This window comes from Monashia sp. NPDC004114 (assembly GCF_053603855.1).
On sequence record NZ_JBSGGK010000016.1, the window covers coordinates 45,515 to 64,307 of the forward strand.

Annotated in this window: 21 protein-coding genes and 2 tRNA genes; 16 read left to right on the forward strand and 7 right to left on the reverse strand. The window is 69.9% G+C overall.

The window, feature by feature from the left end:
• Positions 1–106: 106 nt before the first annotated feature.
• Positions 107–754 (reverse strand): TetR/AcrR family transcriptional regulator, encoded by a 648-nt coding sequence (locus tag ACWEOW_RS18765; protein ID WP_452270754.1) that lies wholly within the window; start codon positions 752–754, stop codon positions 107–109.
• Between the two features lie 38 nt (positions 755–792).
• Between ACWEOW_RS18765 and ACWEOW_RS18770 the strand changes: the two genes are divergently transcribed.
• Both ACWEOW_RS18770 and ACWEOW_RS18775 read left to right on the forward strand, forming a co-directional pair.
• On the forward strand, positions 793–1,200 hold the full coding sequence (locus ACWEOW_RS18770; RefSeq protein ID WP_452270755.1) for a nuclear transport factor 2 family protein: 408 nt from the start codon (positions 793–795) through the stop codon (positions 1,198–1,200).
• Complete coding sequence (locus tag ACWEOW_RS18775; RefSeq protein ID WP_452270756.1) at positions 1,197–2,147, forward strand: SDR family oxidoreductase; 951 nt, start codon at positions 1,197–1,199, stop codon at positions 2,145–2,147. The genes ACWEOW_RS18770 and ACWEOW_RS18775 overlap by 4 nt, the downstream gene beginning before the upstream one ends.
• Here ACWEOW_RS18775 and ACWEOW_RS18780 read toward each other — a convergent pair.
• Together ACWEOW_RS18780 and ACWEOW_RS18785 are read right to left on the reverse strand one after the other, a co-directional pair.
• Positions 2,041–2,718 carry a nucleoside/nucleotide kinase family protein gene (locus tag ACWEOW_RS18780; RefSeq protein WP_452270757.1) on the reverse strand — a complete coding sequence of 226 codons (678 nt, stop codon included), beginning with the start codon at positions 2,716–2,718 and terminating at the stop codon, positions 2,041–2,043. The genes ACWEOW_RS18775 and ACWEOW_RS18780 overlap by 107 nt on opposite strands.
• Before the next feature lie 6 nt (positions 2,719–2,724).
• Entirely contained in the window at positions 2,725–3,408 is a 684-nt protein-coding gene (locus ACWEOW_RS18785) for a DNA alkylation repair protein (protein WP_452270758.1), read from the reverse strand.
• A gap of 234 nt (positions 3,409–3,642) precedes the next feature.
• Between ACWEOW_RS18785 and ACWEOW_RS18790 the strand changes: the two genes are divergently transcribed.
• Positions 3,643–3,930, forward strand: coding sequence for a hypothetical protein (locus ACWEOW_RS18790; protein ID WP_452270759.1), 288 nt, complete (start codon positions 3,643–3,645; stop codon positions 3,928–3,930).
• Positions 3,931–4,019: 89 nt separating this feature from the next.
• On the opposite strand, the gene ACWEOW_RS18795 is transcribed toward ACWEOW_RS18790, so the two are convergent.
• Positions 4,020–6,416 carry a phosphoketolase family protein gene (locus tag ACWEOW_RS18795; protein ID WP_452270760.1) on the reverse strand — a complete coding sequence of 799 codons (2,397 nt, stop codon included), beginning with the start codon at positions 6,414–6,416 and terminating at the stop codon, positions 4,020–4,022.
• Positions 6,417–6,555: 139 nt separating this feature from the next.
• Positions 6,556–6,729, reverse strand: a complete 174-nt coding sequence (locus tag ACWEOW_RS18800) for a CsbD family protein (protein ID WP_452270761.1) — start codon at positions 6,727–6,729, stop codon at positions 6,556–6,558.
• A gap of 250 nt (positions 6,730–6,979) precedes the next feature.
• On the opposite strand from ACWEOW_RS18800, the gene ACWEOW_RS18805 reads away from it, so the two are divergent.
• From ACWEOW_RS18805 to ACWEOW_RS18850, 10 genes are all read left to right on the forward strand, one after another.
• The gene (locus ACWEOW_RS18805; RefSeq protein WP_452270838.1) at positions 6,980–8,002 is read left to right on the forward strand and encodes a cation diffusion facilitator family transporter; all 1,023 of its coding nucleotides are present in this window, start codon (positions 6,980–6,982) and stop codon (positions 8,000–8,002) included.
• Positions 7,999–8,511 carry a methylated-DNA--[protein]-cysteine S-methyltransferase gene (locus ACWEOW_RS18810; protein WP_452270762.1) on the forward strand — a complete coding sequence of 171 codons (513 nt, stop codon included), beginning with the start codon at positions 7,999–8,001 and terminating at the stop codon, positions 8,509–8,511. Before ACWEOW_RS18805 ends, ACWEOW_RS18810 begins: the two co-directional genes overlap by 4 nt.
• An 84-nt stretch (positions 8,512–8,595) precedes the next feature.
• Complete coding sequence (locus ACWEOW_RS18815) at positions 8,596–9,096, forward strand: RNA polymerase sigma factor (RefSeq protein ID WP_452270763.1); 501 nt, start codon at positions 8,596–8,598, stop codon at positions 9,094–9,096.
• A complete protein-coding gene (locus ACWEOW_RS18820) occupies positions 9,089–9,697 on the forward strand; it encodes a methylated-DNA--[protein]-cysteine S-methyltransferase (RefSeq protein ID WP_452270764.1) in 609 nt (202 codons plus the stop codon). Before ACWEOW_RS18815 ends, ACWEOW_RS18820 begins: the two co-directional genes overlap by 8 nt.
• Before the next feature lie 130 nt (positions 9,698–9,827).
• Positions 9,828–10,376: an NUDIX domain-containing protein gene (locus ACWEOW_RS18825; protein WP_452270765.1), complete on the forward strand. Its 549-nt coding sequence runs from the start codon at positions 9,828–9,830 to the stop codon at positions 10,374–10,376.
• A gap of 116 nt (positions 10,377–10,492) precedes the next feature.
• Positions 10,493–10,996 carry an RNA polymerase sigma factor gene (locus ACWEOW_RS18830; RefSeq protein WP_452270766.1) on the forward strand — a complete coding sequence of 168 codons (504 nt, stop codon included), beginning with the start codon at positions 10,493–10,495 and terminating at the stop codon, positions 10,994–10,996.
• Positions 10,993–11,865 carry a hypothetical protein gene (locus ACWEOW_RS18835; protein WP_452270767.1) on the forward strand — a complete coding sequence of 291 codons (873 nt, stop codon included), beginning with the start codon at positions 10,993–10,995 and terminating at the stop codon, positions 11,863–11,865. The genes ACWEOW_RS18830 and ACWEOW_RS18835 overlap by 4 nt, the downstream gene beginning before the upstream one ends.
• Positions 11,866–11,916: 51 nt before the next feature.
• Positions 11,917–12,963 carry a PHP domain-containing protein gene (locus tag ACWEOW_RS18840; protein WP_452270768.1) on the forward strand — a complete coding sequence of 349 codons (1,047 nt, stop codon included), beginning with the start codon at positions 11,917–11,919 and terminating at the stop codon, positions 12,961–12,963.
• 61 nt (positions 12,964–13,024) lie between these two features.
• Positions 13,025–13,097: transfer RNA gene (locus tag ACWEOW_RS18845), tRNA-Glu, on the forward strand.
• A gap of 21 nt (positions 13,098–13,118) precedes the next feature.
• A tRNA-Asp gene (locus ACWEOW_RS18850) sits at positions 13,119–13,192 on the forward strand.
• Between the two features lie 102 nt (positions 13,193–13,294).
• Here ACWEOW_RS18850 and ACWEOW_RS18855 read toward each other — a convergent pair.
• Entirely contained in the window at positions 13,295–14,428 is a 1,134-nt protein-coding gene (locus tag ACWEOW_RS18855; RefSeq protein WP_452270769.1) for a PucR family transcriptional regulator, read from the reverse strand.
• Positions 14,429–14,584: 156 nt separating this feature from the next.
• On the opposite strand from ACWEOW_RS18855, the gene ACWEOW_RS18860 reads away from it, so the two are divergent.
• The 3 genes from ACWEOW_RS18860 to ACWEOW_RS18870 are packed head-to-tail and all read left to right on the forward strand — an operon-like array spanning position 14,585 to position 17,696.
• On the forward strand, positions 14,585–15,697 hold the full coding sequence (locus tag ACWEOW_RS18860; protein ID WP_452270770.1) for a ferredoxin reductase: 1,113 nt from the start codon (positions 14,585–14,587) through the stop codon (positions 15,695–15,697).
• 12 nt (positions 15,698–15,709) lie between these two features.
• Complete coding sequence (locus ACWEOW_RS18865) at positions 15,710–17,008, forward strand: fatty acid desaturase family protein (RefSeq protein WP_452270771.1); 1,299 nt, start codon at positions 15,710–15,712, stop codon at positions 17,006–17,008.
• Entirely contained in the window at positions 16,998–17,696 is a 699-nt protein-coding gene (locus ACWEOW_RS18870) for an HAD family hydrolase (RefSeq protein WP_452270772.1), read from the forward strand. Before ACWEOW_RS18865 ends, ACWEOW_RS18870 begins: the two co-directional genes overlap by 11 nt.
• A gap of 23 nt (positions 17,697–17,719) precedes the next feature.
• Here ACWEOW_RS18870 and ACWEOW_RS18875 read toward each other — a convergent pair whose 3' ends face one another.
• Positions 17,720–18,637 carry a hypothetical protein gene (locus ACWEOW_RS18875; RefSeq protein ID WP_452270773.1) on the reverse strand — a complete coding sequence of 306 codons (918 nt, stop codon included), beginning with the start codon at positions 18,635–18,637 and terminating at the stop codon, positions 17,720–17,722.
• Positions 18,638–18,793: the final 156 nt, after the last annotated feature.

The following is an 18,793-nucleotide window of genomic DNA, read 5'->3' on the forward strand; positions in this document are numbered from 1 at the left end:
GATGCCGTCTCGGTGGCCGAGGCTACGGCCCCAGTATCGCAGCCCTCCCGCCCACAGATGGACCCGCACCAGTCGCCCAACGCCGAGAATGCCGCGTGGCGTGCCTTCAGAGGAGGGCCGCGGTCATCGCGTCTGCGACGAACCGTCCGTAGCGGTCGAGCGGCATACCACGGCGCATGACGAGCAGCTCGTAGAGCTCGGCGGAGCTGTAGGTCCACATGATGTCCGCCGCGGCGGCGACGCTGACGTCGGAACGGAGGTGCCCGGCCCGTTGGAGTCGGCGCGCGTTGGCGGTCATCCGTCGCAGACGCTCGGCGTCGATGTCGTCGAGCAGCGACTGAAGCTCCGGGTCGGAGCCGGCCGCGGCGCGGACGAGCAGCAGGAGCGGGCTGGCTCGCGGCGCGAGCTCGGTGACGAACCGTCCCCATCCGGCGATGATCCTGCGCGGGTCGGTCTCCTGCGCCTGGAGCGCGTCGGAACGGTGCTCCGCCGGGACCGGGCCCTCGCCCTCGATGGCGCGGCCGACGATCGCGCGGACCAGGCCCGGCTTGCCGCCGAACGACTTGTAGATGGTGTCCACCGAGACGTCGGCAGCTTCGGCGACAGCGGAGATCGACGTGGCGGCATACCCGTTCGCGAGGAACAGCCGCTCCGCGGCCTGGACAACACGCGCCCGGCTCTGGCGTGCCTGCTCGCGGCGACGGGAGGAGTCGTATGTGCGCGGGGTCTTGACGCGGTCACGTGGTGGAGTCATAGTTCATTACAGTCTACTGGAACGAAATCAGGTGGACCATGGACGACACACAGAGATGGCTGGATCGGCTGATCGGGGCCGCCAACGAGCACGATCTCGATGCACTCGTTGGCTGCTTCGCCCCTGACTACGTGAACAGCACCCCGGCCCATCCCGGCCGCGGGTTCATCGGCCGAGACCAGGTACGGCGGAACTGGGATCAGATCTTCACGTTCGTGCCGGACCTCCACGTTGCCGTCATAGCAGCCGCATTCGACCGTTCGACGATCTGGACGCAGCTGGACATGCGCGGCACACGGAGGGACGGAAGCCCGCATCACATGACGGGCGTCGTCGTATTCGACATCGACGGGGACATGGCTCGAAGGGCTGCCTTCTTCGTGGAGCCGGTCGACGAGGGAGCTGACACGGTCGACCAGGCCGTGCGCGACCAGGTCGTGCGGTGAGAGCGCTCGTTGCCGGGGGCACCGGCCGGCTGGGGTCGCGCGTCGTAGAACGCCTCGTCGCCCAGGATGTCGAGGTCCGGGTCCTGACGCGTGACGCGCGACGAGCGGAGCCGCTGCACCGGTTGGACGTCGACGTGGTCGAAGGTGACGTCCGGCGGCCCCGGACGCTCGGGCCGGCAGTCGCGGGCGTGGATGTCGTGGTGTCGGCCGTTCACGGGTTCGCCGGCCCCGGCTGGGTCACCCCGAGATCCGTCGACCGGGACGGAAACGCGAACCTCGTCGCGGCCGCCCGAGGCACCGACGCGGCATACGTGATGGTGTCCGTCGTGGGTGCGTCACCGGACAGCCCCATGGTGCTGTTTCGAGAGAAGTACGCCGCCGAACAGGTCGTGCAGTCCAGCGGGCTCGCATGGACGATCGTCCGGGCGACGGCGTTCGCCGAGCTGTGGGCAGAGGCTGTCGGTCACGGGATCGTCCTCGGGCGCGGGGACAACCCGATCAACCTCGTATCGGTGAACGATGTCGCCGACCTCGTCGCTGGCGCCGTCCTCGGCCCGACCTACCGCGGGCGGATCCTCGAGATCGGCGGCCCGCGCGACCTGTCGCTCAACGAGCTGGCTGCCCTGCTGCGCGACCCTGATGAGTCGCCGGCTCGGGTGCGGCACCTCCCACGAGGGGTGCTGCGGGCCTTGGCTCCGCTGCATCGTCTGCCTCAGGCGGCCTTGCTGATGGACACAACTGACCTGACGTTCCGGCCGAGCGGGCAGGGACGCTACATCGGCCCGACCGACCCCGGCGCGCTCGCGCCGCCGCCCGCCCCGCCGCCCGCCCCGCCGCCCGTCACGGGTCGGTCGTCAGCCAGCCGCGAGGCGAGTTCACCACGAGCCGGTCGGCCAGATCGGCCGACTTCATCACGAGCGCGGCGTTGGTCTCGTCCGAGCCCATGACCCACTCGGTGGCGTCGTCTCGGCCCTTGCCGAACTGGACATGTCGGTCGATGAGACGGCTGACCCGCACCTCGTCGTCGGTCGCGACGTACCAGACCTGGTCCAGCTGTGCCCGTGCGCGGATCCACGGCTCCTGGTCCAGCAGCAGGTAGTTGCCTTCGGTGACGACGAGCTTCGCGGACGGAGCGACGACGAGGGCTGCTGCCAGCGGCTGTTCGAGCGTGCGCTCGAAGCCCGGAACATAGATCACCTCGTCCGGACTGCTGTGCACACGCTCCAACAGGTGGGCGTACCCGGCGACGTCGAAGGTGTCGGGGGCTCCCTTGCGGGACAAGGCGCCGAGACGTCGCAGCTGCACGTCGGCCAGATGGAACCCATCCATCGGCAGGTGGGCGACCCAGTCAGCGCCCCGAGTCTGCGCCACGTGCGCGATGAGGGCCTCGACAAAGGTCGTCTTCCCGGCTCCCGGGGCACCCGCCACTCCAAGGACCACGCGTCGCCCGTCGACGACGAGGCCCGCCGCACGCTCGGCGAGCCTCGAGAGGCCGGGTGAGCCACCGCCTGACGTCATGGCGTGCTACGAGCCCTGTCGGCGCACCATCTCGGTGATCCAGATGGGCGCGAACGGCGAGGTGCAGTTCGGCGGGGTCGGGTAGTCCTTGAGCACTTCAAGCCGCTCACCGATGTCCATCGCCCGGGCTCGGTACTCAGGATGCTCGATCCCGATCTGGGCGAGACAGGTGTTCATGGCCCACTGCAGGCGCGAGGGGGCGCTCTTCATCTCGGCCTCGATGAGGTCGAGCAGGCCCGGCAGGTCGAGGCCCTCAGGACTCCTGGCCACCCGGTCGGCGGTCAGCGCCCAGCCCGCGCTCGCGACAACCGGATCGCTGTCGGCGAGCCAGGAAACACGCAGCTCCTCGCAGTGCGGGCTCTTCTTGACGACGTACCCCACGAGCCAGTCGTGCACCTTGGGAGTGCGCGCCTCGCGCAGCATCGTGTCCAGCTCGTCGCGCCCGAACGCCTTGGGCCGGCAGATCAGGATCGCCAGGAGCTTCGCCGCGGTGTCGTCGGTCTGCCAGAGCCCGAGAGCGAGGTCCTGCTGTGTCTTGAGCCGCTTGGCGAGGGCACGCAGCTGGCCGAGGTTGACGGCGTGGTCGTCCCCGTGCCTCGTGTTGACCTCGAGCGCCTTCGGATCCTGCATCGCGGCCAGCTCGGCCATCACCTCGGCAACCGTCACCTCGCCCACTGTCGTCCCAGCCATCTCAGCCTCCCTGTCGCTGTGGTGCCTCCTTGGAACTCTAGAGGCGCCGAGGTCTGCCGTCCTCAGGGTGGACCGTGCTCGAGGCACCACCCAGCGCTCGAATCCGAGAGCCAGCCCGACAGGACCTGGCAATCTCCTGAGGATCGGCACGACACGCCGCGCAGCCTCGAACGCGAGCCCCGGAACGGGCGTCTCCGTCTGGGGCTCAGACGGGGCCCCAAGGAGGAAACGGCCATGCGAACTCGACTTATCGCGGCCATCGGAGTCAGCCTTGCCAGCATCGCCATCGCGGGCGCGGCACCGGCTCTGGCCAGCGGCGACCCTGCGGGCACCGGCCCACCGAGCCAGTCTTGTCAGGACATCGAGGCTGCCGGCGGCACGACCCCAGGGAACGCCGCCTCGTCACCGGGATCGCCCTTCAACGAGCCCGGCATCAACTCGACGCTCGGAGGCACGGGCGGCCAGAACTACAGCCCCAGCTCGCAGTACGACGTGGCCTGCTACCACGTGTCCCAGCACTAGTGCGGGAGTCGAAACCACCACCGAACAGGACGTATGCCGTGGGCCTCGCCCCACGGCATACGTCAAGCGCCGCTGCAGCGGCGACCCACTCAGCCGCGCTCGTCCTCGGGCGTCCGCACCCAGTCGCGCACCTCGGGCATGTCCTCGAGGTGGTCCACGATGTACGTCCCGTGCCGCTCGAGCTGGGACTCGCACCATGACTTGAGGTCGCTCGCGCCCCGCACCTGCCGGCGCGTGTTGTTGATCGCGTCGATGACGAGGTGGTAGCGGTCGACCTCGTTCCGGACGACCATGTCGAAAGGCGTCGTCGTGGTGCCCTCCTCGCTGAAGCCGCGCACATGGAAGCGGTCGGCGTCCGGGCGCCCGTGGACGAGCTGATGGATCGCGCCGGAGTACCCGTGGAACGCGAAGACGACGTCGACCGAGTCGGTGAACAGCTCCGCGAACCGCACGTCGTCCATCCCGTGCGGGTGGCTCCGCTTCCGGGGCAGGGTCATGAGGTCGACGATGTTGACGACGCGCACCCGCAGCTGAGGCAACCGCTGCCTCAGGATCTCGGCCGCAGCGACGACCTCCATCGTCACCACGTCCCCTGCGCAGGCGAGCACGATGTCCGGGTCCTGCGACCCGTCGTCCGTGCCGGCCCAGTCCCAGATCCCGCCTCCCGCCGCGCAGTGCGCGACGGCCTCGTCCATCGTCAGCCACTGCGGCTGTGGCTGCTTGTCGATGACGATGAGGTTGACGTAGTTGCGTGAACGGAAGCAGTGGTCGGCAACGGACAGAAGGCAGTTCGCGTCCGGCGGCAGGTAGATCCTGGACACGTCGCCGCGCGCGTTGAGCACGGTCGTGATGAGTCCCGGACCCTGGTGCGAGAAGCCGTTGTGGTCGTTGCGCCACGTTGTCGACGTCAGCAGGATGTTGAGGCTGGGCACCTTGGCGCGCCAGTCGAGGTGGTTCGCCTCCTGGAGCCACTTGCAGTGCTGCACGGTCATCGAGGCGCTGACCATGGCGAACGCCTCGTAGGTCGCGAACAGCCCGTGCCGGCCGGTGAGGTTGTAGCCCTCGAGCCAGCCGTGGCAAGCGTGCTCGGACAGGACCTCCATGACCCGGCCGTCGTGCGAGATCTTCTCGTCGTCGTCATCGATGCGCTCGGCGAGCATCCGGTCGGAGACATCGAACACCGCGCCGATGCGGTTGCTGTTCGTCTCGTCAGGACAGAACAGCCGGAACGTCGTCGGGTTGCGCCGGTAGAGCTCGCGCATCATCTCGCCGAGCGCGCGGGTCGACTCGGCGCGCACCGTCGCCGGCGACGGCACGTCTCGGGCGAACTCGCGGTAGTCGGGGATGTCGAGATCCGTCGTCAGCACGCCGCCGTTCGCGTGGGGCGACGCGCTCATGCGCAGGTCACCGGATGGATTCGCCTGCAGCACAAGGGCAACCGGCGCTCCGCGCTCGTCAAAGAGCTCCTCCGGACGGTACGACTTCAGCCACTCCTCGAGCTGCTGGAGGTGGGCCGGGTTCTCCTTGACGCCGGACAGCGGCACTTGGTGGGAGCGCCACGTCCCGGTGACGCGGACGCCGTCGACCTCGTCCGGACCGGTCCAGCCCTTGGGCGTCCGCAGCACGATGAGCGGCCAGTGCGGCCGCATGCCGTCCCAGTCGCCGCCACGCGCGGATGCCTGGATCGCCGTGATGCGGTCATATGCCGTCGCGAGCGTCTCCGCGAACCGCTCGTGCATGCCGGGCAGGTCGTCGCCCTCGACCTCGAGCACGTCGTAGCCGTGCCCCTCGAGGTAGCTGCGCACCTCGGCGGGGTCCTTGCGGCCCATGACCGTGGGGCCGGCGATCTTCGCGCCGTTGAGATGCAGGATCGGCAGGACCGCACCGTCACGCGTCGGGTTGAGGAACGAGACGCCGTTCCAGGAGCCCGCCAGCGGGCCCGTCTCTGCCTCGCCGTCACCCACGACCGCGAGCGCGAGCAGGCCAGGGTTGTCCATGACGGCCCCGAAGGCGTGCGTGAGCACGTAGCCGAGCTCGCCGCCCTCGTGGATCGAGCCCGGTGTCGTCACCGACACGTGGCTGGGTATGCCGCCGGGCGCGGAGAACTGCCGGAAGAGCCGTCTCAGCCCGGCCAGGTCGCAGGTGACGTTGGGGTACGTCTCGGTGTACGTGCCCTCGAGGTAGCCAGCGGCGACGAGCGCCGGGCCGCCGTGGCCAGGTCCGGTGAGGTAGATCGTCTCCTGGCCGCTGTGCCGGATGATCCGCGACATGTGCGTGTAGACGAAGGACAAACCCGGGCTCGTGCCCCAGTGCCCGAGCAGCCGCGGCTTGATGTGATCCGGCGCAAGGTGCTCGTGCAGGAGCGGGTTGTCCTGGAGGTAGATCTGGCCGATGGTCAGGTAGTTGTTGGCCCGCCACCAGGCGTCCATCGCCGCGATCTCGTCTGCGGTGGCTGCGGGGACGGTGGGCACGGTTGTCGTTGTCACAGGGTGCCGCCTCTCGACCGAAGAGCTCGGGGGTTCAGAACGAGCCTCACGGACTCAGCGGATGGCCGCAAGGCCTCGCCCCAGAACGGGGGTATCCGCGTGCCTGCGCGGGCACGCGGATACACCTCGAGCGTTCTGCTCAGCTCTTGAACGCGTCCTTGACGTGCTCACCCCGTTGCTTGAGGTCTGCCGCTGCCTGGTCGCGCTTGCCTTCGGCCTCGAGCCGCTCGTTGTCGGTCGCCTTGCCGGCGGCCTCCTTGGCCTTGCCCTTCACGTCCTGGCCGGCGTTCTTGGCCTTGTCTGCGTTACCCATGTGCGGACACTCCTTTCGCATCCATTCGGACACAGGCCTCCCTACCCGTTTCGCTCGTCCGGTCACCAGCCGGACGGTGGACCTGGACGAGACAGTCGGTGCCCTTTGCGACACTGGAGGGGTGTCACAGCCCTCCACCCAGCCCCCCGAGCAGTCCGAGTCATCGCCTGAGTCATCGCCTGAGTCATCGCCTGAGCCATCGCCCGAGTCGTCATCGCCTCAGCCCGCGCAGTCCACGTCGGCGAGCCGCGTGCAGCGGCCGCACGACCTGAGCAGGTTCGCGTACCTCTCGATCGCTGCGGCGATCGTGACGATCACGCTCAAGGTGGTCGCGTGGCAGATCACCGGCTCGGTGGGACTGTTGTCCGACGCTGCGGAGTCGGTGGTCAACCTCGTCGCCGCCGTCGCCGTGCTCATCGCGCTCAAGGTCGCGGCCATGCCCGCGGACAAGAACCACCACTTCGGCCACACCAAGGCGGAGTACTTCTCGGCGGCGATCGAGGGGGTCATGATCTTCGTCGCGGCCCTGGTCATCATGTGGACGGCGATCGACCGGTTCCTGCACCCGCAGGCGCTGGAGAACGTCGGCCTCGGCCTCGCCATCTCCGTCGTCGCCTCGGTGGTCAACGGTGTCGTCGCCGTTGTGCTGCTCCGGGCCGGGCGCCGCTACCGCTCCTTGACTCTGACGGCCGACGGCAAGCACCTCATGACGGACGTGTGGACCTCGGCCGGCGTCGTCGTCGGCGTCCTCATCGTTGCGCTGACGGGCGTGGCCCGGCTCGACCCGGTGGTTGCCTTCCTCGTCGGTCTCAACATCGTCTGGACCGGCTGGAAGCTGATCCGGGAGTCCACCGAAGGCCTCATGGACATCTCGATGTCGAAGGAGGACAACCGCGCGATCGCCGACATCCTCACGAGGTTCGTCACGAGCGAGGTCCACTTCCACGCGCTGCGCACTCGTGAGTCCGGTCACCACCGTTTCGCCGAGGTGCATGTCCTCGTGCCGGGCGCCTGGACAGTGCGGCAGGGACACGACCTGGTCGAGGAGGTCGAGGCGGCGGTGCACCGCGACTTCGGGGAGATCGCGCTGACGTGTCATCTCGAGCCGAGGGAGGACCCGCGGGCGTACGGCGACTACTCTGCCGAGTTCCCGGTGCCGACGCACGAGGACATCCTCGCCGCGCACGAGCCCGAGACCGGCCCCCGCGGCGCGACGAGCAGGACCCAGCGGGGCGCGTCCACCGCGACCACTCCGGGTGGCGACCGGCTGTGAGCCGCAGCCATGTGGTCCTGCCCTCGCCCATCGGCGAGCTCACCGTCGTCGCCGAGGACGACGCGATCACGCACCTGCTCATGGACGCGGCGAGGCACCGGCCGGACGACGCGGAGGTCTACGGACCGGTGGGCGACATCGAGCAGGAGCCCTTCGCGTCCGCGAGCGTGCAGCTGGCGGCATACTTCACCGGTGCCCTGACGACCTTCGACCTGCCGCTCGCACCCCAGGGCGACGACTTCCACCAGAAGGTGTGGGCGCTGCTGCGCGAGATCCCGTACGGCGAGACCCGCAGCTATGGCGACCTCGCTCGCGCGCTCGGCGACCGAAACCTCGCCCAGGCGGTCGGGTCGGCCAACGGCCGCAACCCCATCTCCATCGTCGTCCCCTGCCACCGGGTCATCGGCAGCGACGGCTCGCTGGTCGGTTATGCCGGTGGGCTCGACCGCAAGCGGTACCTCCTCGCGCTCGAGGAGCCTCCCGCGGACCAGGTCGGCCGGCTCTTCTGAGCCCGCTCGCTCGACTCGATCTGGGGGGCTGGTGCGATGCTGGGCCCGACCTCACACTTACGCGGGCTGGAGCGTCTACCGGGCATGAGGACACCGTTCGAGCAGGCCGTCACCGACCACGGGGCCGTGGTGCTGCGGGTCTGCCGCGCTGTCCTGGGCCCCATTGAAGCCGAGGACGCGTGGTCAGAGACCTTCCTGTCCGCGTTGCGTGCCTGGCCGGACCTGCCGGACGACGCGAACGTCCGGGCCTGGCTCGTCACCATCGCCCACCGCAAGGCGCTCGACGTGGTCCGGGCGGAGAGGCGGCATGCGCTGCCGGTCGAGTCGGTGCCGGACCGACCGGGCCCCCAGGCGGACCAGCCCGACGCTGCTCTGCCCGACGAGGCCCTGTGGTCGGCGCTGGCCCAGCTGCCCCCGAAGCAACGCCAGTGCGTGGCCTACCACCACGTCGCCGGCCTGCCACACCAGGAGGTCGCCGTGATCGTCGGAGGCACCGCAGCGGCCGCACGCCGCGCGGCCGCCGACGGCATCGCGCGACTTCGCGAGACCTATCTCACCCGCGAGGAAGTGAGCTCCTATGTCTGACAATGTGATTCAGCTGCTGTCCGATCCCAGCGCCGGTGACGCCGAGCGGCTTGTGGCCCTGCACGATGCACTCGTCGAGCGCGCCACGTCTGCAGCGCTCGTCGACGTCACGTACCGCACCGTCGACTCCCCCGTCGGGCCCCTGCTGCTCGCCGCGACCGATGCCGGCACCGTCCGCGTCGCGTATGCCGTCGAAGACCACGACCGCGTGCTGGAGACCCTGGGCAGGCACATCGGGACGCGAATCCTCAAGAGTGGCAAGCGTTTCGACCAGCTCGTGCAGGAGCTGGACGAGTACTTCAACGGCCGGCGCCACACCTTCGAGACTCCCGTCGACCTTCGCCTCGCGCACGGGTTCCGCCTATCCGTGCTCCAGCACCTGCGCGACATCCCATACGGCTCCACCGAGAGCTACGCCCAGGTCGCCGCGGCCGCGGGCAGCCCCAGGGCAGTTCGCGCCGTCGGGTCGGCCTGCGCGACAAACCCAGTCCCGATCGTGGTGCCGTGTCACCGGGTGGTCCGCTCGGACGGCAGCCTCGGCGGGTACCTCGGCGGCATCGCCGTGAAGGAGCGGCTGCTCGGCCTCGAGTCCGCCGCCTGACCTCCTAGGGGCGATCCTCCCCGTCCCTGTGATCTTGCTCCGTATTCCGGAGCAAGATCACAGGGCGCGAGGCCGCCACCTGCAGGGCGCGTGGATGGCACCATTCCGGCATGGCTGACGGGACGCGACGATGACCTGGCCGGTGCGGCATACCTGCGTGGTGTATGAGAACCCGTGGCTCACCGTCCGGGAGGACGCGGTGGTCCGGCCGGACGGCACCGACGGCATCTACGGGGTCGTCGAGCTCCGCCGCCCGGCAGTGTTCGTCGTCGCCCTGACCGGCGAGGACGAGGTCGTCCTCGTCACGGTCGACCGCCACACCGTGGGGCTCTCGCTCGAAGTGCCGGCGGGTGGCACCGACGGCGAGGACCCGCTGCTGGCGGCGCAGCGCGAGCTCGCCGAGGAGACCGGCCTCGCCGCGGACACGTGGCGCCAGGTAGGCGTCATGAACGCCCTCAACGGCGTATGCCGCGCGCCCGAGCTGGTCTTCCTCGCAACGGGCCTGCATCCCGCCCCGGCCGTCGACCACGACGCGTCGCGCGCCGAGGAGGGCATCCAGGCGGTCTCTCGGGTCCCGGTCGCCGAGGTGCTTCGACGACTCTCCGACGGGTCGATCACCGACGGCGAGACGGTCGCCGCGCTCATGTTCGCCCTGGTGGCGCTTGGTCGGGTGCACTGACCTCGTGCATTTCGCCGCCTGGGCATGCAACGGTTCGGGCGGCTGGCGGGTCCATGAGGTGTACGACAGTGACAGCAGAACCGACAGACCGGCGATCCACGACCTGGCGGGAGCAGATGAGACGCAGGGACGAGGCGGCCTTCCGCACGTTCGTCGTCGAGCAGCAGACCATGCTGCGTCGACGCGCCTTCCTGCTCTGCGGCAACTGGGCCGACGGCGACGAGCTGGTCCAGGAGGCGCTCGCCCGGGTCTACGTCGCGTGGCCACGCATCGGGGAAGGCGCCGAAGCGGCATACACGAGGCGAACCATGTTGAACCTCTACCTCAACCAACAGCGGAAACGACGACGCGAGGTCCTCACCGACACCACACCAGAGCCGGCCATCGAAGGCCCCGACCGCGAGCTCGCGATGACGCTCACGCAGCTGCTCGAGGACCTTCCCGAGAAGCAGCGAGCGGTGCTCGTGCTGCGCTTCTGGGAGGACCTCACCGTCCCTCAGATCGCGGAGTGCACCGGAGTCAACGAGGGGACGATCAAGAGCCAGATCTCGCGCGGGCTGTCAGCCCTGCGCAACAGGCTGGCCGATCCACCACTCACCGGGGCAGGAGCGGTGACATGAGCGACGACATGAGCGAACACCCGATCCGCGACGGCGCGCCCGACCCCGCCGAGCAGGCGCTGCGAAAGGCGCTGGGCACCATGAACGAGCTCGAACCGCCACAGGACGACCTGTTCGTCCAGCGCGCCCTCCTGCGCGGCCGGGCCGCCACGGCCCGACGCCGCTCGGCGCTGATGGGGGCGGCCGCGGCCTTCGTGGTCCTCGGCTCGGTCGGCGGGACCTGGTATGCCGCCAACCACGGCCTGACCGCGAACAGCGCGACCTCCGCGGGCGCCGGGGAGGCGGGCTCCGAGGCCAAGGCGCCTGCGGACGCCTCTGGCGGCTCTGGGTACAGCAGCGGCGGCAATGCGCCTGACGTCCCGCGCGGGCCGGCCGTGGCCCCGCAAGGCACCGCGTCGGTCTGGTTCGAGGGGCCTTCCACGCCGGTCACGCAGGGCTTCGACTCGGTGTGGCCGTCGATCGCCTCGCGCTGGCCCGACACCTTCTCGGGCGCCTACACGACCGATGCCACGAACACGCACCTCGTCGTCGCCGAGACCCAGCCGAACCCGGCCCTCGAGGCGCTGGTGCGGGGCGCGATGCCCTCGCCCAGCGACGTCGAGTTCACCACGGCCACGCACTCGTTCGCCCAGAAGGAGCAGGTGGCGCAGCAGGTGGTCGACGACACCGCGTTCTGGCGCTCCCAGGGCGTCGAGGTCTACAGCGTGCGCCAGGACGGGCGGGCGGACCAGGTCGTCGTCGTCGCGGACGAGGGTTCGACGCCGGGGGTGATCGCCCGACACTACGGCGACATCGTGCGCGTGGTTCCTGCGTCCCCAGCGCCCCCGACCGCTCCCAACGCGAGCAGCCTGCCGAACCTGCACCCCTGAGGCCGTCCTCGACCGCCGGCAGGGTCGGACGCCGCGGTTAGGCTGGCCGCCATGGAGGAGCCGATCCCGCCGCAGGCACCGGTCAGCCCGCTGGAGGCGCTGCGTCGCATCTGCTTCCTGCTGGAGCGGGGCCGCGAGAGCAGCTACCGCATCGACGCGTTCCGCCGCACGATCGAGGCGATCACGCTGGTCCCCGAGTCCGAGCTGCACGAGCGCGTCGAGGCCGGCACCCTCAAGCAGATCAAGGGAGTCGGCGACTCCAGTGCCGCGATCATCACGCAGGCGGTGCGCGGCGTCATGCCGTCCTACCTCACCTCGGCGGAGGAGAAGCACGGCGCACCCCTGACGACCGGTGGCGCCGAGCTCTATGCCGCGCTCCGCGGAGACCTGCACGCCCACTCGAACTGGAGCGACGGCGGCAGCCCGATCGAGGAGATGGTGCTGACCGCCGTGGAGCTCGGCCAGGAGTGGATGGCGCTGACCGACCACTCGCCCCGGCTGACCGTGGCCAACGGCCTGACCCGGGAGCGCCTCGCGGACCAGCTCCGGCGGGTCGAGGCCATCAACGCGAGCCTCGGAGACCACTTCACCCTGCTCAAGGGCATCGAGGTCGACATCCACCTCGACGGGACCCTCGACCAGGACGACGACATGCTCGACCAGCTCGACGTCGTCACCGCCTCCATCCACTCCAAGCTCCGCCAGGCGGCATACGAGCTGACGCCCCGGATGGTCACCGCGGTGCGTAACCCGCGCACCAACGTCCTCGCGCACTGCACCGGGCAGCTCGTCATGGGAAACCGCGGCAAGCGGCCACCGTCCACGTTCGACGCCGAGAAGGTCTTCCGCGCGTGTCTCGACAACGATGTCGCCGTCGAGATCAACTCCCGGCCGGAGCGGTGCGACCCTCCGGACGAGCTCATCGAGCTCGCCCGCGATCTCGGCTGCCTGTTCACCATCGACTCGGACGCCCACGCGCCCGGCCAGCTCGACATGAAGTCGCTCGGCTGTGAGCGGGCCGAGCGGCTCGGGATCCCGGCCGAACGCATCGTGACCACATGGTCGGTCGACGAGGTGCGGGCGTGGGCCAAGGGGTGAGCCGGCGGATTTGGAGCCGTGCCCAAAAACCCCTATAGTTTCGACGTCCCAACGGAGATGGGTCCCCATCGTCTAGCGGCCTAGGACTCCGCCCTTTCACGGCGGCAGCACGGGTTCGAATCCCGTTGGGGATACGCAGTTCAAGTTCATAGCAAGGCCCCGTAGCGCAGTTGGTTAGCGCGCCGCCCTGTCACGGCGGAGGTCGCCGGTTCGAGCCCGGTCGGGGTCGCTCGTAAGGTCGAGTGGCCGCGTCGTCACACGCATCTCGGTGAAGGTTGCCTTCACGTGGGACTGGTGTGACGACGCGGCCACTCGACGTTTTGGTGCACAGCTAGCGGTAGCCGGCGCGCAGGACCAGCTCGAGCTCGAACCGCGCCTCTGGATCGTCCAGCAGGTCCCCGAAGAGCTGCTTCAGCTGGGCGACGCGGTAGCCGACGGTCTGCTGGTGGACGAAGAGGTCCTCGGCGATCGGGGCCCGCTGGCCCTGGTGCCGCAGCCACGCCAGCAACGTCTCGCTGAGGCGCTCCCGCGCGAGCGGCCGGAGGCTGTCTAGCGGAGCCAGCCGGCTGCGCGCGAGGTCGGCGGTGGCCAGCGGCTCGGAGTGCACGACGAGCGCCGCAAGGTGGTCCTCGACCCAGAGCGGCTCGGTGCGCGTCCGGTCCGTCTCGCGGGGGGCCCCGATGTCGTGTGCGGCAGCGCTGTCGGCCAGGTGCAGGCTCTCCGACGCCTGCTGCCACGGGCGTGGCGGCCCGACGATCGCGGCCCTGCCGCGCAGCGCGCGGGCCAGGTCGCGGCGTCGCCTCTGGCCGGCCACGAACGGGTACACGACGAGGGCGTCGGTGCCCCGCTCCGCGACGAGCGCATCCGGGCCCAGCGCGGCTCGCAGGCCGTCCGCGAGCGGCAGCGGGACGAGCGCGACGACGACGGTCTCGGGCAGCGACCAGCCGAGTGCGGCCGAGGCACGGCTCACGGCGCCGTCCGTGGAGTCGCCACGCAGGATCATGTCCACGAGCTCACCTCGCAGGCGCTGATGCTCGCCGGCGCGCTCGGACTGCTCCTGTGCATAGCCCTGCGCACTCGCGGCCGACAGCTCGTCGATGTACGCGAAGAGCGACTCACCCAGCGACAGAAGGACATCCGGCGCCATCTGCGACACGTCGACGTTGTGGGAGATGGCCCGGAACGTCACCCGGGCGCCATAGCGGTATGCCGCGAGCAGCGCCTCGAGGCTGCGGCCCGAGCGGACCTCTCCCCGCCCGAGGCTCTCGTAGACCCACTTGCCGTCGTCCGACAGGGCCGGGAGCCGCGTGCCGGGCAGGTCGAGGAAACGGTGGATCGCCATCTGGACGCCCTGACGCACACCCTGGCCGAAACGGCCCTCCATCGGCATCGCGTAGACCGGCACGTCGCGCGGGATGCCCGCGATGATCGCCTCGACGATGTCGCCGACGACGGGTCGCAACATCGTGCTGATTTCGGCCGGGAGATACAACCACGGCGGGTCGGACGTGGCGTGGGCCACTGTGCCCTCCTGCTTTTTGTCGTCAAACAATAGTTTCTTGTGCCAAAGAGTACGCGCTGGCCCAAGATCCGGACAGGGCTTGGCAAGGACCATGGATGTATGAGCCAGATCCGTGCCCTTCGCCGCGTGGCGTCGATCCTGACGACCCCGCACACACCGGAGGACTTCCTCGGTCTGCTCAACCCGCTCTCCTCGTCACGGCAGCTGCGTGGGGTCGTCACGCGCGTCGTCCGCGAGACCCCGGACTCGACGACGATCCACTTCCGCCCCGGCCGCGGTTGGAACCCGCACCTGGCCGGTCAGTGGGCCCGCATCGGCGTCGAGATCGAGGGCGTGCGCCAGTGGCGCAGCTACTCGCTCTCGGCCGCCGCCGGCCACGACCCCGCGATCACCGTCACCGCGATCGGCGTCGTCTCGACCGCGCTGGCCCGCCGGACCAAGGTCGGCGACATCCTCTTCCTCGACACCCCGCAGGGCGACTTCGTCCTCCCGACCCGCCCGCGGCCGCTGCTCATGCTCACAGCAGGCAGCGGGCTGACCCCGGTCATGTCGATGGTCCGCACTCTCGTCCCGCGCCGTCCGGACGCCGACGTCGTCCTGGTCCACTCGGCGCGCCGGCCCGAGGAGGCGCTGTTCCGCGACGAGCTGCTCGAGCTGGCCGACCAGTTCCCCGGGCTGCACGTGCGCCACTGGTACACCCGGGTCGAGCCCGGGCCCGCCGATGCCGCAGACGTCGAGCAGGCCGGCCGCAGGCTGGACCTCTCGGCGCCCACCGACCTCGACCTGCTGTGCCCCGACTGGCGGCAGCGAGCGGCATACGCCTGCGGTCCCGCTGACTTCCTCGACGACGCGACGGCACTGTGGGAGCGTGAGTCTCCCGGCGGTGTCGACGACACCGGCGCGAACCTGACCATCGAGCGCTTCGCTCCCGTGCTGCTGCCGGGAACTGGCGGCGAGGGCGGGCTCGTTACGTTCGAGAAGTCCGACAAAGAGGTCGAGGCCGGCGGCGACGTGCCACTGCTCGACGCCGGCGAGCAGTGCGGCGTCGTCATGCCGAGCGGCTGCCGCATGGGCATCTGCCGCAGCTGCCTGACTCCCCTCGTCGCGGGCAAGGTCCGCGACCTGCGCACCGGTGAGGTGCACGGCGACGAGGGCGAGCTGATCCAGACCTGTGTCAACGCGGCCGCAGGCCCAGTCCACCTGGACATCTGAGAAGGGAATCCCATGACCGCCACAGCGAACCGCCCCACGACCACCGCGGCCGGCACACCGGTCGCGGCCCAGGGAACAGGGGCACCAGGGGCATCCCAGGGCGCGCTCGTCCGCGCCAGCAAGCCCGTGCTCGCGGCCTCCGGCGGCCCGGTCAAGCGGCCCGGCGCTGCCGCCCACCTCAGTGACGCCGATGTCGAGCGGCTCGGCCAGGAGCTGGACGCCATCCGTGACCGGATCATCGCCTCGCGCGGAGCCAAGGACGCGGCATACATCCGTCGCGTCATCCGGGTGCAGCGCACCCTCGAGGTGGCGGGGCGCGTGACGCTGCTGTTCTCGAAGAAGAAGGCCGCCCTCGTCGCCGGGACGGCCATGCTCTCGGTCGCCAAGATCCTCGAGAACATGGAGATCGGGCACAACGTCCTGCACGGCCAGTGGGACTGGATGCGCGACCCCGACATCCACTCGACGACCTGGGAGTGGGACTTCGTGTCCCCGGCGAAGTCGTGGAAGCACACCCACAACGACCTGCACCACACCTGGACCAACGTCCTGGGCAAGGACAAGGACGTGGGCTACTCGATCCTGCGCATGGACGAGGACCAGAAGTGGGAGCCGCGGCACCTGTTCAACCCGCTCTTCAACGCGGTGCTCGCGCCGTTCTTCGAGTGGGGCATCGCGATCTACGACCTCGAGCTCGAAGCCTGGCGCGACGGCGACAAGTCCACCGAGGCCGTCAAGAGCGACCTCAAGGACACGATGCGCAAGGTCGTCCGGCAGTTCGGCAAGGACTATGTCGCCACCCCCGCCGCGGCGATCCCGTTCGGGTCGGGCAAGGAGGCCTTCATCGGCACGTTCACCGCCAACATGATCCGCAACGTGTGGGCGCACTCGGTGATCTTCTGTGGCCACTTCCCTGACGGCGTCGACACGTTCACCGAGGAGGAGATCGAGGGCGAGACCCGCGGCGACTGGTACATCCGCCAGATGCTCGGGTCGGCCAACATCTCCGGCAGCAAGCTCATGCACATCATGACCGGCAACCTCAGCCACCAGATCGAGCACCACTGCTTCCCCGACCTGCCGAGCAACCGGTATGCCGAGGTCGCGGTCGAGCTGCGCGAGATCTGCGAGCGCTACGGCCTGCCCTACACGACCGGGCCCCTCCCCAAGCAGGTCGGCTCGGCCTGGGCCAAGGTCTTCCGGCTCTCCCTGCCGCCGAAGCGCAACCGGAGGCTGCCCAAGGCCGCGGTGAACACCGTGCCGCCGATGGCGCGACGCTCCCCACTGCCGGTGGCCGCCCGTGTCGTCTGACGCGGTCGCCGCGGTCCCCTCGGCCGCGTTCTTCGACCTCGACCGCACCCTGATCCGCGGCTCGGCGAACTACCCGCTCGCCGTGGCTGCCTTCCGGGGCGGCCACGTGCCCTGGCTGGACCTCGTCAAGGACACGTTCAACGCCATCGCGTTCCACCGCAAGGGATCCACGGACGAAGGGTCGGCCGCGCTGCGTGAGCGGATCCTCCGGGCGGTGGCGGGCGTGCGGCAGGCCGACGTCATCCACCTGGCCCACGGGATCGTCCCGAGCATCGTCCGCAAGGTGATCCCGGCGTCGGCCGTCCTGCTGTCCGACGCGCGGGCGCTCGGCCAGGACCGCATCGTCGTGTCGGCCTCGCCGATCGAGCTCGTCCAACCGATCGCCGACGCGCTGGGACTCGAGGGCGCGGTGGCGACCCGCAGCGAGCTGGACGGCGAGGGCCGCTACACCGGACATCTGGCAGGCGAGTTCTGCTACGGCGCCGGGAAGGTCGTCGAGATCGAGAAGCTTGCGGCGGAGCGCGGCTACGACCTGTCCCGCTGCGCGGCATACAGCGACTCCATCAGCGACCTGCCGATGATGGAGCGCGTCGGCACGGCGGTAGCGGTCAACCCCGATCGCGAGCTGCGCGAGATCGCTCGCCACCGCGGTTGGCGCATCGTCGAGGTCGGCCGCAAGCGCCACTGAGCGAAGCCGGGCCCGCCCGACGCTCAGGCGTTCAGGTCTTGCTGGCGCGCCTCGAGGCTGTCGAGGGCCGAGGTCACGGCGTCCAGAGCAGCCTCGACATCGCGCCTGCACCGCTTGATCTCACTGCGCACGGCCAGGTCGGTGAAGATGTTGTCGAACCAGATGTCCATGCCTCGGGTCAGTCCGTCGAAGTCTCCGAGCCGGATGCCGGGCAGGTGCAGGTCGTCGAGCTCGCGAGTGAAGTCCGCGAGCGCCTCGGCAGCGGACTCCAGCCGCCCACGCGCGTCGTCGAGTCGCTCGTGCTTCATCATCGAGCTGAACATGCCGCCGCCGCCGAAGGTGTCCCATCCAGACCAGGAGTCGGCCTCGGCGACCACCGAATGGGCGTCGCGAAGCGACTCGTGGGCGGCCTGCCCGGCGACGATCGCCTGCTCGATCTCGCGCAGCTCACGACGCACGGACAGCTCGTTCGCGGCCGCTGCGACGGCGTGCGGAGCGGATGCCTCGAGACCGTCGATGCCGCGAGCGACCATCTCGAGCGCCACCTCCAGGTCGGCGTCGGCGTCGGCCAGGGCCGCGGCACTCGCGGAGAGCGCGTCGACCACCGCACCCTGACGGTCGACCTCACGCTCTGCGTGCTCGACGGCCGCGACTGCCGCGTCGACCTCGCCGCGCTCGCGCCCGAGATCGACGTCCCGAGTGCCGCGCAGCGACGACCAGAGCCGCCTCGGCGACGCCCCCTCGAGACGCTCGACGTCGCGGGACTCCGCGGCCAGTGCGTCATGCGCCTGGTCGAGCTGCTGAAGGGCGGCGTCGAGCGCGCGGGACTCGCGGTCGAGGCGCTCGAGGACTCGATCGCGCTCGGCGACGTCGTCGCGGGCCTGCTGCAGCCGCTGCAGGGGTGGGATCACGTCGTCGGGAACAGCCGGGTGCATGGTCATGCATGTAGGGATGCACCAAACCGCGCCGGCGTTCCATGCATCGCACCGTCTCGTGTGACGGGAGTGAGGGGCCGCTCAGTCGACCGGGGTGGAGGCGCGCGCCTGGCGCGGGTTCGATGAGCCAGCCGAAGGTATGCCGTGGGCGGGGGTGATCAC

What these genes read in the sequence shown, in the direction of transcription:
- ACWEOW_RS18790 (WP_452270759.1), top strand. Translation starts at nt 3,643, where the DNA reads ATGCGAACTCGACTTATCGCGGCCATCGGAGTCAGCCTTGCCAGCATC.
- ACWEOW_RS18830 (WP_452270766.1), top strand. Translation starts at nt 10,493, where the DNA reads ATGAGACGCAGGGACGAGGCGGCCTTCCGCACGTTCGTCGTCGAGCAG.
- ACWEOW_RS18785 (WP_452270758.1), bottom strand. Translation starts at nt 3,408, where the DNA reads ATGGCTGGGACGACAGTGGGCGAGGTGACGGTTGCCGAGGTGATGGCC.
- ACWEOW_RS18800 (WP_452270761.1), bottom strand. Translation starts at nt 6,729, where the DNA reads ATGGGTAACGCAGACAAGGCCAAGAACGCCGGCCAGGACGTGAAGGGC.
- ACWEOW_RS18840 (WP_452270768.1), top strand. Translation starts at nt 11,917, where the DNA reads ATGGAGGAGCCGATCCCGCCGCAGGCACCGGTCAGCCCGCTGGAGGCG.
- ACWEOW_RS18820 (WP_452270764.1), top strand. Translation starts at nt 9,089, where the DNA reads ATGTCTGACAATGTGATTCAGCTGCTGTCCGATCCCAGCGCCGGTGAC.
- ACWEOW_RS18825 (WP_452270765.1), top strand. Translation starts at nt 9,828, where the DNA reads ATGACCTGGCCGGTGCGGCATACCTGCGTGGTGTATGAGAACCCGTGG.
- ACWEOW_RS18765 (WP_452270754.1), bottom strand. Translation starts at nt 754, where the DNA reads ATGACTCCACCACGTGACCGCGTCAAGACCCCGCGCACATACGACTCC.
- ACWEOW_RS18815 (WP_452270763.1), top strand. Translation starts at nt 8,596, where the DNA reads ATGAGGACACCGTTCGAGCAGGCCGTCACCGACCACGGGGCCGTGGTG.
- ACWEOW_RS18835 (WP_452270767.1), top strand. Translation starts at nt 10,993, where the DNA reads ATGAGCGACGACATGAGCGAACACCCGATCCGCGACGGCGCGCCCGAC.
- ACWEOW_RS18860 (WP_452270770.1), top strand. Translation starts at nt 14,585, where the DNA reads ATGAGCCAGATCCGTGCCCTTCGCCGCGTGGCGTCGATCCTGACGACC.
- ACWEOW_RS18855 (WP_452270769.1), bottom strand. Translation starts at nt 14,428, where the DNA reads ATGTTGCGACCCGTCGTCGGCGACATCGTCGAGGCGATCATCGCGGGC.
- ACWEOW_RS18875 (WP_452270773.1), bottom strand. Translation starts at nt 18,637, where the DNA reads ATGACCATGCACCCGGCTGTTCCCGACGACGTGATCCCACCCCTGCAG.
- ACWEOW_RS18770 (WP_452270755.1), top strand. Translation starts at nt 793, where the DNA reads ATGGACGACACACAGAGATGGCTGGATCGGCTGATCGGGGCCGCCAAC.
- ACWEOW_RS18865 (WP_452270771.1), top strand. Translation starts at nt 15,710, where the DNA reads ATGACCGCCACAGCGAACCGCCCCACGACCACCGCGGCCGGCACACCG.
- ACWEOW_RS18780 (WP_452270757.1), bottom strand. Translation starts at nt 2,718, where the DNA reads ATGACGTCAGGCGGTGGCTCACCCGGCCTCTCGAGGCTCGCCGAGCGT.